14 protein-coding genes are annotated in these 16,182 nt (G+C 61.2%); 3 read left to right on the top strand and 11 right to left on the bottom strand.

The features are described from left to right. Nucleotides 1-57: 57 nt before the first annotated feature. From era to CKV89_RS07385, 4 genes are read right to left on the bottom strand one after another with little or no spacing between them, the layout of a single operon-like run. On the bottom strand, nt 58-990 hold the full coding sequence (era, locus tag CKV89_RS07400; RefSeq protein ID WP_028327723.1) for a GTPase Era: 933 nt from the start codon (nt 988-990) through the stop codon (nt 58-60). Next, on the bottom strand, nt 990-2,324 hold the full coding sequence (locus CKV89_RS07395; RefSeq protein ID WP_231935353.1) for a hemolysin family protein: 1,335 nt from the start codon (nt 2,322-2,324) through the stop codon (nt 990-992). Before CKV89_RS07395 ends, era begins: the two co-directional genes overlap by 1 nt. 5 nt (nt 2,325-2,329) lie before the next feature. Next, nucleotides 2,330-2,797 carry an rRNA maturation RNase YbeY gene (ybeY, locus tag CKV89_RS07390; protein WP_028327722.1) on the bottom strand — a complete coding sequence of 156 codons (468 nt, stop codon included), beginning with the start codon at nt 2,795-2,797 and terminating at the stop codon, nt 2,330-2,332. Next, the gene (locus CKV89_RS07385) at nt 2,794-3,777 is read right to left on the bottom strand and encodes a PhoH family protein (RefSeq protein WP_231935491.1); all 984 of its coding nucleotides are present in this window, start codon (nt 3,775-3,777) and stop codon (nt 2,794-2,796) included. The genes ybeY and CKV89_RS07385 overlap by 4 nt, the downstream gene beginning before the upstream one ends. A gap of 263 nt (nt 3,778-4,040) precedes the next feature. Here CKV89_RS07385 and CKV89_RS07380 point away from each other — a divergent pair, with 263 nt between their 5' ends. Continuing rightward, on the top strand, nt 4,041-5,009 hold the full coding sequence (locus CKV89_RS07380; protein WP_028327721.1) for a zinc-binding dehydrogenase: 969 nt from the start codon (nt 4,041-4,043) through the stop codon (nt 5,007-5,009). On the opposite strand, the gene CKV89_RS07375 is transcribed toward CKV89_RS07380, so the two are convergent. From CKV89_RS07375 to hrcA, 4 genes are all read right to left on the bottom strand, one after another. Further along, complete coding sequence (locus CKV89_RS07375) at nt 5,006-6,013, bottom strand: LLM class flavin-dependent oxidoreductase (RefSeq protein WP_028327720.1); 1,008 nt, start codon at nt 6,011-6,013, stop codon at nt 5,006-5,008. The genes CKV89_RS07380 and CKV89_RS07375 overlap by 4 nt on opposite strands. 40 nt (nt 6,014-6,053) lie before the next feature. Further along, nucleotides 6,054-6,818: a 16S rRNA (uracil(1498)-N(3))-methyltransferase gene (locus tag CKV89_RS07370; RefSeq protein WP_028327719.1), complete on the bottom strand. Its 765-nt coding sequence runs from the start codon at nt 6,816-6,818 to the stop codon at nt 6,054-6,056. A 67-nt stretch (nt 6,819-6,885) separates the two neighbouring features. Then, nucleotides 6,886-8,013: a molecular chaperone DnaJ gene (dnaJ, locus tag CKV89_RS07365; RefSeq protein ID WP_028327718.1), complete on the bottom strand. Its 1,128-nt coding sequence runs from the start codon at nt 8,011-8,013 to the stop codon at nt 6,886-6,888. Between the two features lie 121 nt (nt 8,014-8,134). After that, entirely contained in the window at nt 8,135-9,172 is a 1,038-nt protein-coding gene (hrcA, locus tag CKV89_RS07360) for a heat-inducible transcriptional repressor HrcA (RefSeq protein ID WP_028327717.1), read from the bottom strand. Between the two features lie 208 nt (nt 9,173-9,380). Here hrcA and CKV89_RS07355 point away from each other — a divergent pair, with 208 nt between their 5' ends. Continuing rightward, a complete protein-coding gene (locus CKV89_RS07355) occupies nt 9,381-10,223 on the top strand; it encodes a DUF3097 family protein (RefSeq protein WP_028327716.1) in 843 nt (280 codons plus the stop codon). A 109-nt stretch (nt 10,224-10,332) separates the two neighbouring features. Further along, entirely contained in the window at nt 10,333-12,030 is a 1,698-nt protein-coding gene (locus CKV89_RS07350) for an AMP-binding protein (RefSeq protein WP_034401474.1), read from the top strand. 73 nt (nt 12,031-12,103) lie between these two features. Here the strand turns inward: CKV89_RS07350 and hemW are convergent, their stop codons facing one another. Genes hemW through lepA form a run of 3 tightly spaced genes read right to left on the bottom strand, consistent with a single transcriptional unit; the run spans nt 12,104 to nt 16,064 of the window. Next, complete coding sequence (gene hemW / locus CKV89_RS07345; RefSeq protein WP_028327715.1) at nt 12,104-13,351, bottom strand: radical SAM family heme chaperone HemW; 1,248 nt, start codon at nt 13,349-13,351, stop codon at nt 12,104-12,106. 2 nt (nt 13,352-13,353) lie between these two features. Then, nucleotides 13,354-14,196, bottom strand: coding sequence for a tRNA (guanosine(46)-N7)-methyltransferase TrmB (gene trmB / locus CKV89_RS07340; RefSeq protein WP_051277691.1), 843 nt, complete (start codon nt 14,194-14,196; stop codon nt 13,354-13,356). Beyond that, nucleotides 14,193-16,064 carry a translation elongation factor 4 gene (gene lepA, locus CKV89_RS07335; protein ID WP_028327713.1) on the bottom strand — a complete coding sequence of 624 codons (1,872 nt, stop codon included), beginning with the start codon at nt 16,062-16,064 and terminating at the stop codon, nt 14,193-14,195. The genes trmB and lepA overlap by 4 nt, the downstream gene beginning before the upstream one ends. Nucleotides 16,065-16,182: the final 118 nt, after the last annotated feature.

Raw genomic sequence — 16,182 nt, 5'->3', positions numbered from 1 at the left:
TTTTTTTACGTAGGGAGTGTGGTTCCGGGGACGGCTGTGTGCCGTCCCCGGTGTGGGTTAGAAGCCGAGTTTGCGGAGTTGGCGTGGGTCGCGTTGCCAGTCTTTGGCGACTTTGACGTGCAGGTCGAGGTAGATCTTTTGGCCGAGGCGTTGTTCGATTTGGGTGCGGGCGCGGGTGCCTACTTCGCGTAGTCGGGCGCCGCCGCGGCCGATGATGATGGCTTTTTGGCTGTCGCGTTCGACGTATACGTTGACGCGTACGTCCATCAGGGGTGCGTGGGCGGGGCGGTTTTCGCGGGGCACCATTTCTTCAACGACGACGGCGAGGCTGTGTGGGAGTTCGTCGCGGACTCCTTCTAGTGCGGCTTCGCGGATGAGTTCGGCGACCATGACGTCGTCGGATTCATCGGAGAGCATGCCGGTGGGGTACAGCTGAGGTGAGGCTGGTAGGTGTGTGGAGATGACGTCGATGACGTCGTCGACCTGTTTGCCGGTGGTGGCTGAGCAGGGAACGATGTCGCTCCAGTCGCCTAGTTGGTCGATGTCGATGAGGTGTTGGGCTAGGCGTTCGCGGTCGACGAGGTCGGCTTTGGTGGCGATGGCGACGACGGGTTTTTTCTTGACGCGGCGCAGGTCGGCTAGTTCGCGTGCGATGAATTGGTCTCCGGGGCCTACGCGTTGGTCGGCGGGTAGGCAGAAACCGACAACGTCTACGTCCAGGAGGGTTTCGCGGACGAGGTCGTTGAGGCGCTCACCCAGGAGGGTGCGGGGTTTGTGCAGTCCGGGGGTGTCGACGAGGATGAGCTGGGCGCTGGTGGTGGTGTGGACGCCGCGGATGGTGTGGCGGGTGGTTTGGGGTTTGTTGGAGGTGATGGCGACTTTGTCGCCGACGATGGCATTGGTGAGTGTGGATTTACCTGCGTTGGGTCGGCCTACGAGGCAGGCGAATCCGGCTCGGTAGTTCGTGGTGTCGGGTTCGCGTGCGGTCATCAGTGGTGCTCCTTGTTCTGGTCAACGCTTCCTGCGGGTGCGGGGGCGTTATCTGTGGGTGTTTCGTTGGTGGTGTCGGTGGGTGGTGCGGGGGCGACGATGAGGGTGTCGATGCGGTGTTTTCTTCCGCTCATTCGGTCGGCGGTGAGTTCGAGGCCGCCGATGGTTGCGCTGGAGCCGAGGATGGGGACACGGCCTAGAGCTTTGCCTAGTAGGCCGCCGACGGTGTCGACGTCGTCGATTTCTTCTGGGTCCAGGGTGATGTCGTAGAGGGTTTCAAGGTCGTCGATGGGTAGTTCGGCGGGGATGCGTTTGCGTCCTTCGCCGAGGTCTTCGACGCGACGTTCTTCGGGGTCGTGTTCGTCGGAGATTTCGCCGACGATTTCTTCGATGATGTCTTCAATGGTGACAAGGCCAGCTGTGCCGCCGTATTCGTCGACGACTAGCGCCATGTGGGTTTGGTCGCGTTGCATTTCTTGCAGGAGGAGGTCTGCGGATTTGCTTTCGGGGACGAAGGGAACTGGGCGCATCAGGTCGGTGACGGGTAGCCAGTTGGCTTCGTGGTCCATGTGGATGCGTCCGGCTACGTCTTTGAAGTAGAGCAGGCCTAGGGGATCGTCGCTGTTTTCTCCGATGACGGGTACGCGGGAGAAGCCGCTGCGCAGAAACAGGCTCATGGCTTGGGAGAGGTTTTTGGTACGGGCGATGGTGATCATGTCGGTGCGGGGCACCATGACTTCGCGGACTACGGTGTCGCCGAGGTCGATGACTGAGTGAAGCATGGAGCGTTCGCCTTCGGCGATGATGGATGATTCACCGGCGAGGTCGACGAGGTCACGCAGTTCGGCTTCGGATTCGAAAGGTCCGTCGACGTATCCCTTGCCGGGGGTGACGGCGTTACCGAAGGCGATGAGTAGGCGTGATACCGGTGCTAGCAGGCGCCGTAGCCGCACTACCCATGGGGCGGACCATAGGGAGATGGTTTCTGCGTGTTGTATCCCGATGGTGGCTGGTGAGACGCCGACGATGACGAAGGATGCCACCACCATAACGAGGATGGAGTACGCGTAGGTTTGCCATGCAGCGCCGTATATGGTCGCGAATCCCATGGTGGCTAGGACTGCTGCGGTCATTTCTAGCGTGGTGCGGCAGAACGAGGTGACTGACAAGTAGGCGGCGGAGTCTTCGGTGATGAGTCGTAGTTGTTCGGCGCCATGTCGTTCGTCGTCCAGGAGGGCCTTGACGTGTGAGGGGGACATACGTCGGAAGGCCATTTCGGCCGCTTTGAGCAGATATGAGAAGACGAGAGCGAGAATGACGCCCCCGACAAGCATCCACATCAGTTGGTCTCGGGGCGGCGTGTGGCTAGGAAGGTCAGTAGGAGGGTGCGCTGCAGCTCGAACATTTCTTTTTCTTCTTCTGGTTCTGCGTGGTCGTATCCCAGGAGGTGGAGGATGCCGTGGGTGAGTAGCAGCAGGATTTCTTCGATGGTGCTGTGTCCTGCTTCGTTGGCTTGGCGTTCGGCGATGGAGGGGCAGATAACGATGTCGCCGAGGACTCCTTCGATGGGGGTTTCGCCTTCGGGGGCGGGGGTGAGTTCGTCCATGGGGAAGCTCATGACGTCGGTGGGGCCTTCGAGGTCCATCCAGCGCACGTGGAGGGTACTCATGGCGTCTTCATCGACAAGTCGGATGGAGAGTTCAGCGCGGGGGTGCACGCGCATTTCTTCCATGACGTAGCGGGCGCAGGCGACGAGCTCTACCTCGTCGACCTTGATGTCGGTCTCGTTGAGGATTTCGATGCTCACTGCTGCTCCTGCGCGGGGTGTTCGGTGGTGGTGTGGGGGTTGTGGCGGCGTGTCTGGGGTTGTTGGTGGGTGGCGTCCCAGCGGCCGTAAGCTTCGACGATTTCTCCGACGAGCCGGTGTCGGACGACATCTTCGGCGGTGAGGTAGGAGAAGTGGATGTCTTCGATGTTGGCCAGGATATTGTGGACTACGCGAAGGCCAGATTGGGTTCCGCCGGGTAGGTCGACTTGGGTGATGTCGCCGGTGACAACGATTTTGCTGCCAAAGCCGAGGCGGGTGAGGAACATCTTCATCTGTTCTGGGGTGGTGTTTTGGGCCTCGTCGAGAATGATGAAGGCGTCGTTGATGGTGCGCCCGCGCATGAATGCTAATGGTGCGACTTCGATGGTTCCGGTGGCCATGAGCCGTGGGATGGAGTCGGGGTCGACCATGTCGTGGAGTGCGTCGTAGAGCGGGCGCAGGTAGGGGTCGATTTTGTCAGTGAGGGTGCCGGGGAGGAATCCGAGTTTTTCGCCTGCTTCGACCGCTGGTCGGGTGAGGATGATGCGGTTGACTTGTTTGGCTTGCAGTGCTTGTACTGCTTTGGCCATGGCGAGGTAGGTTTTGCCGGTTCCTGCTGGGCCGATACCGAAGTTGACGGTGTGGGTGTCGATGGCGTCGACGTAGCGTTTTTGGCCCAGTGTTTTGGGGCGGATGGTGGTTCCACGGCTGGAGATGATGTTGGTGGTCAGGACGTCGGCGGGGCGTTCTTTGGTGTTTTCGCGCAGCATGCGCACGGAGCGCTCGACGGCGTCTTTGTCCAGGTGTCTTCCGGCGTGGAGGATGTGGAGGAGTTCGTTGATGAGTTTTTCCAGGATGGCGAGTTCGTCGCTGCTGCCTTCGGCGGTGAGTTCGTTGCCGCGGACGTAAATGTCGACGTGGGGGAAGGCTCGTTCGATAGCACGTAGAACTGTGTCGTGGGCACCGAGCAGAGCTGCCATTGAAAGGTTTTCGGGCACCACTATGGCAAGTTTGTGGCTGTCTGGGTTGTGCTCGTGGCCAGAGGGGATGGCTTCGAGGGCTGTGTCGAGGCGTGCCGAGCTGGGCTGAGCCGTGTCTGCTCCTGCATCGCTTGGGTAGTCATCGATAGGTGGTTGATCGCTCATCGTGCCTGCAAGTCTACGCATTTGAAGTCAACGAGGCGTTCGCCACTACTTACCTCTTGCACAGGACGTAGCGGCTTTGGGGGTGCACAGTGGGATATATGCGAGCAGCACGAGTGATGTCCCAGAATCCTGAATCTCCTCTCGATGGTTTGGAAATAGTTGATGTTCCTGTCCCTGAGCCTCGTCCTGGGTGGGTGAGCGTCGATGTGCGTGCAAGTTCGGTCAATCCGCATGACCTGTGGACGTTACGTGGGGTGGGTCATCCTGCTGATCGGGTGCCAATGACTCTGGGCTGTGAGGCTGCTGGTGTCACCTCGCAGGGACGGGAAGTTCTTCTGGCTCCGGTAATGGGTGATGCTGATGCCGGTGGGGGTGATGTGACGATGGATCCGCGGCGCCACATTTTGTCTGAACGTGTTGACGGTGGGCTTGCCCAGAAGGTCGTTGTCCCTTCGGAAAACCTCATCGACAAGCCTGACTGGTTGTCTTTTGAACAGGCCGGTGTGTTGGCGGTGGCGTGGGGAACGGCTTATCGGATGCTTTTCACGCGAGCGCGTCTTCGCCCGGGGCAGCGGGTTTTGGTGCAGGGATCTTCTGGGGGTGTGTCTTCGGCGGCGATTGCTTTAGCGGTAGCAGCTGGCTGCAAGGTGTATGCCACGGGTCGCACTACGCACAAGCGTGAGTTCGCGGCGTCGCTGGGGGCTCATGGGGTGTTTGAAAGTGGTGCGCGTTTGCCTGAGCGGGTCGATGTGGTGGTGGATACAGTGGGCGCTGCGACGTGGAAGCACTCTGTGATGTCTGTGGAGGCAGGCGGGACGATCGTGACGTGTGGCAACACGAGCGGGGATCCTACGCCTGCGTTGATGACGCACATTTTTTACCGCCAGTTGTCGGTGATTGGTTCTACGGGCTGCACTCCTGCTGAGTTGCGTGGGTTGCTCTCGATGATGGAGGCCACTGGGGTGCGTCCTGTTGTGGATGCGGTAGTGCCGTTGGAGGACGTGCGGGATGCGTTTGCACGTCTGGATGCTGGTGATGTGTGCGGAAAGATTGCGGTGACGGTCTAGCCTGGCAGGTTTTCTGGGGGGTCTAGTCCCCACGCGCAGGCGAGGATTTCCAGGGATCGCAGGTAGGTCTCGGTGTTGCTGGCCCGTGTCGCCACCATAAGTTCGTCGGCAGCGACACGGGTCGCAAGATCGGTGAGGTATTCGGCTACGTCTTCGCCGGTGCCGATAGCGTGAATGGACATCATGGCTTGTGCGTGCTGCCCTAGTGGGCTGTTCATGGCGGCGTTGATCTGTTCAGGGGTGACGTCGCGGGTTTTGAAGGCCATGGCGGCGGCTTGTCTGCCTATTGCGTGGTGGGCGATCGTGTGGGCTTGGGGGCGGCTGTCTGCGGCGGTGGCGTTGACTGCAACGATCGCGTAGGGCTGGGGCAGGGTGACGCTGGGGCGGAACTGGGTTCGGTACGTGTGGAGCGCATCGGTGAGTGCTGCGGGCGCGAAGTGGGAGGCGAACGCGAAGGGCAGTCCTAGCGCGGCGGCTAGTTCGGCACCGAATAGGGAGGAGCCGAGGATGTATAGGGGTACGTGTGTCCCGTGGCCAGGGATGGCTTTGACGCCGTGGATGGGAGTGGTGTCGCTGAGGAATCCGGCGAGTTCTTGTACGTCGTGGGGGAAGTTTTCGGCTGCTCGTGGGTCGCGGCGCAGTGCTTGCAGGGTGAGGGGGTCGGTTCCGGGGGCGCGGCCTAGGCCTAGGTCGATACGTCCGGGGTGTATTTCGGCCAGGGTGCCGAATTGTTCGGCGATTGTGTAGGGGGTGTGGTTGGGCAGCATGATGCCCCCGGCCCCTAGGCGGATGTGGTTGGTGTGGGCGGCGATGTGCGCGATCAACACTGCTGGTGTTGAGGAGGCGATGCTGTGGAAGTTGTGATGCTCGGCGTACCAGATGCGGTGGTATCCGAGTGTTTCTGCGGTGTGGGCGATGGTGACTGATCGGGCGATGGCATCTGCTGGGCGTTCTGCGGCGCCGATGGTGCAGAAATCAACCAGGGATAGTGGGATGCGTGGCACCGGGTGGGGTCTTTCTCGTTGGTTGTGCGCCTGGGGTGGGTCACATGGTTGGTGGGGTGTTCCAGCGTTGTTGGCATGAGAGTGCAGCGATGGCCGCTGGTCCGGCGCTGGATGCGCGTAGAACATAGCGTCCCATGTGAACTGGGGTGGCTCCAGCATCGGTGAGCATGTCGATTTCTTCGGGGCTGATGCCACCTTCGGGTCCAACGAATAGGGCGATGTTGCCGCTGCTTGGCAGGCTGATGGTGGTGATGGGGGTGGTGGCGTCTTCGTGCAGGACCAGGGCCAGGTCGGCGTGGCGGGCGATGTCGCCGAGGTGGTTGCTGGTGCTGCTTACGTGGGGTTGCACGGTGGGGGTGTGGGGGCGGCGGCTTTGCTTAGCGGCGGCTTCTACTTGGGATTGCCATTTGCGCAGCGCTTTTTCGGCCCGTGGGCCTTTCCACTGGACGATGGCGCGGCGTGATTGCCACGGAATGATTTCGTCGACCCCCAGCTCGGTGGCGGCTTCAATCGCTTGGAGGTCTCGGTCACCTTTGGCGAGGGCTTGGACGAGGATGAAGCGGGGGCCTGGGTAGCTGTCGTTGGTGATGGTGGTGACGCGGGCGGATAGTTCGGCCTCGGTGATGGTAGTGACTTCGGCGTGGGCGACTAGGCCTGATCCGTCTGCTAGGAGAATGTTTTCCCCTTCAGTGGTGCGTTTGACGGTGACGGCGTGGTGTTTTTCGTCTCCGGTCAGGGTGAGGGTGTCTCCGGGGGCGGTGTGGGTGAGGGATCCGGTGGGGAGTCGGTACATCGCCGCGGTCATGTCGGTTTCCTCTCAAGCAGTGTTCTGCCCTCTGCATCGGGTGGATGCAGAGGGCAGAACAGGTGGGTCATTTGCCGCGGAACGCGTCTCGGAGTTTGCCGAAGAGGCCGTGGTTTTCTTGGATGGCTCCGACTTTTCCTTGGGGCTGTTCTTCTCCGCGCAGGGCTGCTAGGCGCCAGAGCAGGTCGGTTTGTTCGGCGTCCAGGCGGGTGGGGGTGTCGACAATTGTTTGGATGAGTAGGTCGCCGCGCCCTTGGCCACGCAAGTGAGTGACGCCGTAGCCGCGCAGAGTTTGCACGTCTCCGCTTTGGGTTCCTGGTTCGATACGTACGTCGAGGTTGCCGTCCAGGGTTTCCAGGGAAATGGTGGTTCCCAGGGCTGCGGCTGTCATGGGTACGTGGAGTTGGCAGTGCAGGTCGTCGTTGCGGCGGCGGAAGGTGGGATGCGCGCGCACGGCGATCTCGATGTATAGGTCCGCTGCGGGGCCGCCACCGATGCCGACTTCGCCCTGTCCGGAGAGCTGGATGCGGGTGCCGGTGTCGACGCCTGCGGGGACTTTGAGGTTGAGGGTGCGGCGGGTTCGTACGCGTCCTTCACCGGAGCATTCGAAGCAGGGATTGGTGATGAGTGTTCCGTATCCCTGGCATTTGGTGCAGGGGCGGCTGGTCATCACTTGGCCGAGGAAGGAGCGCTGTACTTGCTGTACTTCGCCGGCTCCGCCACATGCGTCACAGATGACGGGTTTGGTGCCGTTGGCGGTTCCTTCGCCGTGGCAGGTGCCGCATTTTTCGGCTGTGTCGACGACGATTTCTTGCTCGCCGCCGAACACAGCGGTGGCGAGGTCAATGTCGAGGCGGACGAGAGCGTCTTGGCCGCGTTGCACTCGGGAGCGTGGCCCGCGGCTGGCGCCGGTGGCGCCGCCGAAGAAGGCGTCCATGATGTCGCTGAAGCTGAAGTTTCCTGCGTAGCCTTCACCGCCGGAGGCGTAGGGGTCGGCGCCAGCGTCGTAGGCCTTGCGTTTGCTTGGGTCGCCGAGGACGTCGTAGGCCTGGCTGATTTTTTTGAACTGTTCTTCAGCGTCGGGGCCAGGGTTGACGTCTGGGTGAAGCTTGCGTGCTTTGCGCCGGTAGGCCTTCTTAATTTCTTCGTCGGAGGCTCCGCGCTCGACCCCGAGGTCGGCGTAGTAGTCGTTCACCAATCAGCCCTTCTTGTCCTGGGGGACATATCGGTTTTCACGTCGCTGGGGCGAGCGCTTGTGGCGTTCTCGCCATGTGTGTGTCCTCTGTGCACGGTGGCGTGGGAAGAGGGTTCGGGTCTCATGACCCGAGCATTCGTGAGACATAGTTGGCGACCGCGCGGACCGCAGCCATGGTGCCCGGGTAATCCATGCGGGTAGGACCGATGACAGCCAGTCCTCCGAGGGTATCGGTACCGACGCCGTATCCCGTGCCGACCACAGATGTTGATGCGAGTCCTTCGTGTGGATTTTCTTGGCCGATGCTGACGCCCACCGCGCCAGCGGGGGCGCCTTCGGCGAGGGATCCGAAGAGCCGCAGTAGCACCATGTGTTCTTCGAGCGCTTCGAGGACGGGGCCCACGCTTAAGGGGAAGTCCGTTCCGAAGCGGGCAAGGTTTCCTGTCCCGACCAAGAGCACACGTTCTTCGCTCTCTTCGACGAGTGCCTCGTTAAGGACACGTAGCAGCGCCTCGACCAGGGTGTGTTCGGGACCGATGTTTTCTTCAAAGTGTGCGCGCAGCGCCACGGCTGCTTCCGGCAGGAGGCAGCCGACTGAGGCAGCGTTGATGCGGTCACGTAAGTGGCTGAGGTTTTCTGCGTTCCAGGTGTGGTCGATGTCCTCGGGCAGGTCGATGCGTCGCTGCTCGACGCGGCCAGAGTCGAGGATGAGCACGAGCATGACGCGCTCGACTCCTAGGGGCAGGAGTTCGATGTGTTGGACGCGAGAGCGAGTGAGCGAGGGGTATTGCATGGCCGCGACCTGGCGGGTCAGGGAAGCGAGCAGGCGTGTCGTGCGTTCCACTACGTCATCCAGGTCCACGGCGCCTTCCAGGAATCCGGCGATGGCGTTTTTTTGCGCCGGGGAAAGTGAACGGGTCTGGGCTAGACGGTCTACGAAGAGGCGGTATCCCGCATCGGCGGGGATACGCCCTGCGCTGGTGTGGGGCGCGGCGATGAGGCCTTGCTCTTCCAGAACTGCCATGTCGTTACGGATGGTCGCAGCCGACACGCCCAGGGCGTGTCGATCGAGAAGGGATTTGCTGCCGACCGGTTCGGAGGTGGCCACGTAGTCCTCGATGATGGCTGACAAGACCGTCAACCTGCGATCGGTGTTCATCCACTCACCTCCTGAAACAGTCCGACGGGTCACCGTCGTGTGGGCGGGGCCGCCAATCAATGACTCCCTTTGATGTTGGCACTCTGATCGGTCGAGTGCCAACTCGGTGCGCCCCTACGATGGTCGCGTGCGCGAATTCCCCCGATCCCGTTCCCCCCATAAATCTTCCGCCCCTGCCGCTGCGAGCCGGGAACGATATTCCGGTGACATCCTCGCGCACAAACACACTCCCCCGCGAGGAAGATCCACACAGACACCCGCAGAAATCGGTTTGGTCGTCGAAGAAGTAGCCTCCGGCTGGGTCGGAGCGATCACGCGGGTACAAAAAGCAGGCGGCATGCAGGTCGTAGATCTAGAAGATCGCCGCGGTCGCATCAAAGCTTTCCCTCTGGGCCCCGGCTTCCTCATCGACGGCTCCCCCGTCACTCTCACCGCCCCCACCCGCAACACCGCTAAACGCAGCCGCGCATACACAGCCAGCGGCAGCCGCGCGCTCGCTCAAGCTCGCGCCCGCGTCGCACTAGGCTCGCGCATCTTCGTCGAAGGACGACACGACGCTGAACTAGTCGAAAAAGTGTGGGGAGATGACCTACGCGTCGAAGGAGTAGTCGTTGAATACGTCGGCGGAATCGACGACCTCAACGGCATCATCACCGAGTTCGCCCCCACCGCACAGCGACGCCTCGGCATCCTCGTAGACCACCTTGTTCCCGGCAGTAAGGAATACCGACTCGTAGAAAAAGCCCGCACCCTCCAGCCCTGGGCCAACCACGTTCACATCGTCGGCCACCCATTCGTCGACGTGTGGCAGTCAGTCAAACCCGCTCGTGTCGGCCTGCGCGCATGGCCCACCATCGAACGCGGCACCGACTGGAAACGCGGCATCCTGGCGGCACTAGGCCTACCCAACAGTGACCAAGCCGACATCGCCCGCGGCTGGCAAGCAATCCTGACTACGGTACGCAATTACGAGGATCTCGAACCGCAATTCCTTGGACGAGTAGAAGAACTCATCGACTTCGTCACCGCCCCAACCGACACCGAAAACTGAAACCCTCAGGCCCCGACTCCTCACAAAGCCGCGCCCCACGTAACCACACAGGTTACGGTTACGTAGCCGCAGCTTCAGTCGGTACCCGAGTGCAAATCTGGAGGCCTACATGATCGGAAAGCAACTCGCCACCGACTCCCTTGAGTCCGGCTCCGTCGCCAGACACCTCACCTATTGGGACACCTCCATTCCCGCCAAAATCGAAGCCACCGCGGCCAAACTTCCCGAACGCGTCTGCATCGACTTCATGGGCACCGCGCTCACCTACGAAAAACTCAGCGAACACGTATCCCGCGTGGCCGCTGGCCTGCTCAAACTCGGCCTCCGCAGCGGCGAACGCATCGCCATCCTGCTGCCCAACTGCCCCGAAAACATCATCGCCACCCTGGCAGCCCAACGCATCGGCCTAGCCGTCGTGCAACACAACCCCCTCTACCCCACCGACGAACTCGAACCCATGTTCCTCGACCACGGCGCCCGCGTCGTCGTCGCCTGGGACAACTCCCTACCCGCCGTCATGCCGCTACGCCAACGCACCGGCGTTGAACACATCTTCGGCGTCGACATCACCCGATCCCTCCCCCTCCCCAAACGCCTCGCCCTACGCCTCCCCCTGGCAAAAACCCGCTCCATGCGCTCGCAGTTAACTGCTGGTGGGCTCATGCGCGGGTGCGCATCCTGGGAATCGTTATTCCGACACGGAGCATTGCCCTCCACACACGGCTACCCCGCCTCAGATGCCACCGCCGTGATCATGTACACCTCAGGAACCACAGGCCGCCCTAAAGGCGTGCCGCTCACGCACGCCAACCTGCTAGCTAACTGCAAGCAAGGATTGGAGTGGACGGGACTCACTTTAGGGACCGAAACGTTCCTGTCGGTACTGCCCATGTTCCACGCATTCGGTCTCACACTGGGCTCTTTCGCTGGTTTGTGCGCAGGTGCCACCGTCGTCACCCTGCCCAGCCCTGACCCAGGCTTGATGGTCGGAGCCATGAAACGCCGCCCAGCAACCTTCCTCGTTGGAGTGCCGCCGCTGCTGGACGCCTTCCTCAAAAAAGCCAAAGAACGCCACGTACGGCTGCAATCGCTGCGCACCACATTGTGCGGCGCCATGTCACTGCCACCAGAGTTCGTCGCCAAATGGGAAAAAGCCACCGGCGGGATGCTCGTCGAAGGATACGGACTCACCGAAACCTCACCGGTAGTAGTAGGCAACCCCCTGGATTCTCGACGCCGCGCAGGCAGCATTGGTCTGCCCTTCCCCGACACTGAAGTGCGGATCGTTGACCCCAAAAACCCACAGAATGACGTCCTCGAAGGCGAAGAAGGCGAACTGATCGTCCGCGGACCACAGGTGTTCTCCGGCTACCTCAACAAGCCACTGGAAACCGCTGAAGCTTTCGTTGACGACTGGTTCCGCACCGGCGACGTCGCGCGCATCATCGACGGATTCATCGTCCTGACCGGCCGCCTCAAAGACATCATCATCACTGGCGGCTTCAACGTTTCTCCACTTGAAGTCGAGGACGCGCTGCGCCGCCACCCTCGTATCCGAGACATCTCCGTCGTCGGGATCCCAGGCACACGACGCGGCGAAGACGTCGTCGCCGCGATCGTTCCCGAGGGAGAACTGCCCAGCAACGAAGAACTCCGTGCTTGGGCCAAACAGCACCTAGCTGCCTACAAAGTCCCGCGCAGGTTCGTTTCTGTTGAAGAGCTACCCATCAACGCCATGCGTAAAGTCGTGCGCGCCGAGGTCGTGGCACTCATCCAACGCACCGAAGCCGACACCACAAAAGCCTGACCCCCAAATCGTGTTGTGGCGCCCCACCCTAGGCAGGGTGGGGCGCCACAACACGATTCTTTAAACACCTGCGCTAATAGCCAAGCATCCGCCGCAAAACCAAGTCAGCCAACAAACGTCCCCGGTCAGTGAGCACCACCCTAGGGTCAGCATCAGCTAATGCGTCCTCACGCAGCAGCCCCTCCTGAGACAACTGCCTAGCCACCTGCGGACCAGCAGTAAACCCTGAATCCAGCACCGACAGCGGCAGCCCTTCAGCCAGGCGGATACCAAGCATGATTTTTTCAGTAACACGGGCTTCTTCATCCAGCACCTCACGCGCCGCAGCCGGCGAACGGCCTTCCTCTAACGCAGCTGCATACGCGGCCGGATACTTCACATTCCACCACCGCACACCACCAATATGGCTGTGCGCTCCTGGCCCCACTCCCCACCAGTGCCCGTCATGCCAGTAGCCCTCATTGTGGCGACCGCGCCCCACATCATTACGTGCCCAGTTGCTCACCTCATACCAGCGGTACCCAGCAGCAGCGAGCGCCCGGTCTGCCATCTCGTATTTGGCTGCCTCATCGTCATCATCGGTGGGGGCGACCGCACCGCGGCGCAATGCCGCGCCCATCGCGGTGCCCTCTTCGATCACCAATCCATAGGCAGAGATGTGATCTGGTTCCAGGGCAATCGCCGCATCCAGGGACACCTGCCAGTCCGCCAGGCTCTCCCCCGGCGTGCCGTAAATCAGGTCAAGGCTGGTCACCAAACCCGCATCCTTGGCTGCGGCGATAGTTGCCTCAACGTTGTCGGGAGTGTGGGTGCGGTCAAGCGTTTCTAGAACATGCCTAACTGCCGACTGCATCCCCACACTGATGCGGGTTATCCCCGCATCAGCCAATCGCGCCAACGATTCCGCGCTCGTTGTGTCTGGGTTGGCCTCGACCGTTACCTCTGCGCCATCGACCAGCCCGAATCGGGAACGGATCGCATCGAGCAATGTCACGATGTCCTCAGCAGCGAGCATCGTGGGGGTGCCTCCGCCGAAAAAGACTGTGTCCACTGGCCGTAAAGCTTTGCCTGTTCCAGCAAGAACCCGCGCAGACAAGTCAATCTCGGTAACTGCGGCAGCAACGTAACGGCGCATCTGCTCCTGGCCATCGACACCGGCAGATGGAACGTATGTGTTGAAGTCGCAATAACCGCATCTGCGGTAGCAGAACGGCACATGCAGGTAATAGCCAAACGGTTCAGGCCCCTGTAGCGCCGCTACCGCTGCGGGCGGGAGTGCACCATCGGCAGGAGCCGGATCTCCAAGAGGAAGAGAGGGCACGGTCAGGCCGTCGGTGTGACCATGTAGGCAAGGTCAGCGATGGGCCTGCCCAAGGCGCGACCTTTGCTCTCAAATCGCGTCAATGGCCGCACTGCATACCGCTCGCTTTGGCCATACAGCGACCTGGCAGACACCGCAGCAGTCGGGTCATCGTGTGCCTGTGGGTCAGTCATGGCAGTCACCGCACCCGGAATCGGAGAAAGTGCAGGTACTTGCGCGGCTGCCTCACTCATCACCACGGCATAGGGGGCCCAGTCTGTGGCCAGCCGGACCACTCCCCCAGCAGCCAGGACGCGCGCTACATCCTCAAAAAACCCGACGTCTACAAGACGGCGCTTGTGGTGTTTGGTTTTCGGCCACGGATCCGGGAACCACACGTGAATTTCCGAAAAGGTTCCAGGCTCTACGTTATTGGCGATCAGAGCCCGTCCGTCACCCTCCAAAACCCGCAGGTTGCTCAACCCTCGCGCCTCAGCCTGCACCACGGTGCGAGCCAACCCGGGCCGATACACCTCCAACGCCACATGGTCAGCGTCAGGGAAAGCCTCAGCGTGCGCCAGAACCGCATCACCAGTACCAGAGCCCACCTCAGCAATCAGTGGCGCTGACCTACCGAATACCGCCTGTGCATCAAAGCGCCATTGCGGGGCGATGCTGGTCAACCGCAGGTCGCGCTCAGGAGTGACGAACCAGCCCTGCATTTGCGGGGTCCAGGCCTTAGCGTTGCGCGTGGAATAGCGCCCATCCCGACGCGCGAATGACAACACCTCACGCGGAATGAGAACCCGTTCTTCAGGCGCGCCCTGGCCCGCTGCCTCAGCTGCGGTATCGGAGTTCAGCGTCATTTCTTACCGCCCTTGGCTTCGCCGCCACCATCACTGGACAGCGCAGCGATGAAGGCTTCCTGCGGAACCTCCACGCGCCCCACCATCTTCATGCGCTTCTTGCCCTCTTTCTGCTTCTCAAGCAGCTTGCGCTTACGGGAGATGTCACCGCCGTAACACTTGGAAAGCACATCCTTGCGGATAGCGCGGATGTTTTCTCGAGCAATCACACGCGAACCAATCGCAGCCTGGATCGGCACCTCAAACTGCTGCCTAGGAATCAACTCCCGCAGCTTGCCCGCCATCGCGACACCATAGGCGTAGGCCTTGTCCTTGTGCACGATCGAGCTGAATGCATCAACTTCCTCGCCCTGCAACAAGATATCGACCCGAACCAAGTCAGCGGTTTGCTCACCATCAGGCTCGTACTCAAACGATGCATAGCCACGCGTCTTGGATTTCAACGCATCAAAGAAGTCGAACACGATCTCAGCCAGTGGCAGCGTGTACCGCATCTCCACCCGCTCCGGGGACAAGTAATCCATGCCCCGCAACGACCCGCGCCGAGACTGGCACAGCTCCATGATTGCCCCGATGAATTCGCTCGGCGCCAGGATGGTCGAGCGCACCACCGGTTCCCGCACCTCTTTGACTTTTCCAGCCGGGAATTCACTCGGATTCGTCACCCGCACAACGGATTTGTCTTCCATCACGACCTCGTACTCCACGTTAGGCAGAGTCGAGATGAGATCGAGGTTGAACTCGCGCTCGAGGCGTTCGCGCACGATCTCCAAGTGCAGCATCCCCAAGAACCCAACACGGAAACCAAACCCCAACGCCACCGACGTTTCCGGCTCATACACCAGCGCCGCATCGTTGAGCTTGAGTTTGTCCAACGCGTCCCGCAATGCCGGATAATCCGACCCATCAATCGGGTAGAGACCCGAGAACACCATCGGGCGAGGATCCTTGTAGCCACCCACCGGCTCCTTGGCAGGGGCCGAGGACAACGTCACCGTGTCACCCACCCGAGACTGGCGCACATCTTTGACGCCAGTGATCAGGTAGCCGGTCTCTCCCACGCCCAGACCATTGCTCGGCAGCGGCTCTGGCGAGATCACCCCGATCTCCAGCAGCTCATGGGTGGCACCGGTAGACATCATTGAAATCCGCTCTCGCGGCTTGAGCATCCCATCCACCACTCGCACATACGTGACTACGCCACGGTATGTGTCATAGACAGAGTCGAAAATCATCGCCCGCGTCGGCGCATCGGCTACACCCACCGGCGGGGGAATCTGCCGGACGATCTGGTCGAGAAGCTCCTCAACTCCCTCGCCGGTCTTTCCCGACACTTTCAGCACATCCTCGGGCTCACAACCAATCAAGCCCGCCAACTCCTCGGCGTACTTCTCCGGCTGCGCGGCAGGAAGATCAATTTTGTTTAGCACCGGGATGATGGTCAGATCGTTTTCCATCGCCAGGTAAAGGTTCGCCAGCGTCTGGGCCTCAATGCCCTGGGCGGCATCAACCAGCAGCACCGCTCCCTCACAGGCAGCAAGAGAACGCGACACCTCATAGGTGAAGTCCACGTGCCCAGGAGTGTCAATCATGTTGAGGCAGTAAGTGTTCTGCCCCTCCTCATCAGCCACAGACCACGGCATCCGCACCGCCTGCGACTTGATCGTGATGCCACGCTCACGCTCAATGTCCATCCGGTCCAAATACTGCGCACGCATCTCCCGCTCAGGCACAATGCCCGTTGACTGCAGCATCCGGTCCGCAAGCGTGGACTTGCCGTGGTCAATGTGGGCAATGATGCAGAAGTTACGAATCAGCTCGGCAGGGGTCGCTGCGGGAGGCAGCGCCGAAGCAGCCTTCGGTGACACTAGGTGACCTCGATAGTGGTAGAGCGGACGGGGATCAGGTGCCAGGAGCCCGATCTACAGGAGCGATCAAACATCAGCTGCCTGTACAGCACCAACGGCACAATCACCTCCCATTCTC

Origin of the sequence: Dermatophilus congolensis, assembly GCF_900187045.1 — a bacterium.
In the GTDB taxonomy this organism is placed as follows: domain Bacteria; phylum Actinomycetota; class Actinomycetes; order Actinomycetales; family Dermatophilaceae; genus Dermatophilus; species Dermatophilus congolensis.
Note: the sequence above shows the minus strand (reverse complement) of the source record. Positions and strands in the feature narration are given on the sequence as shown.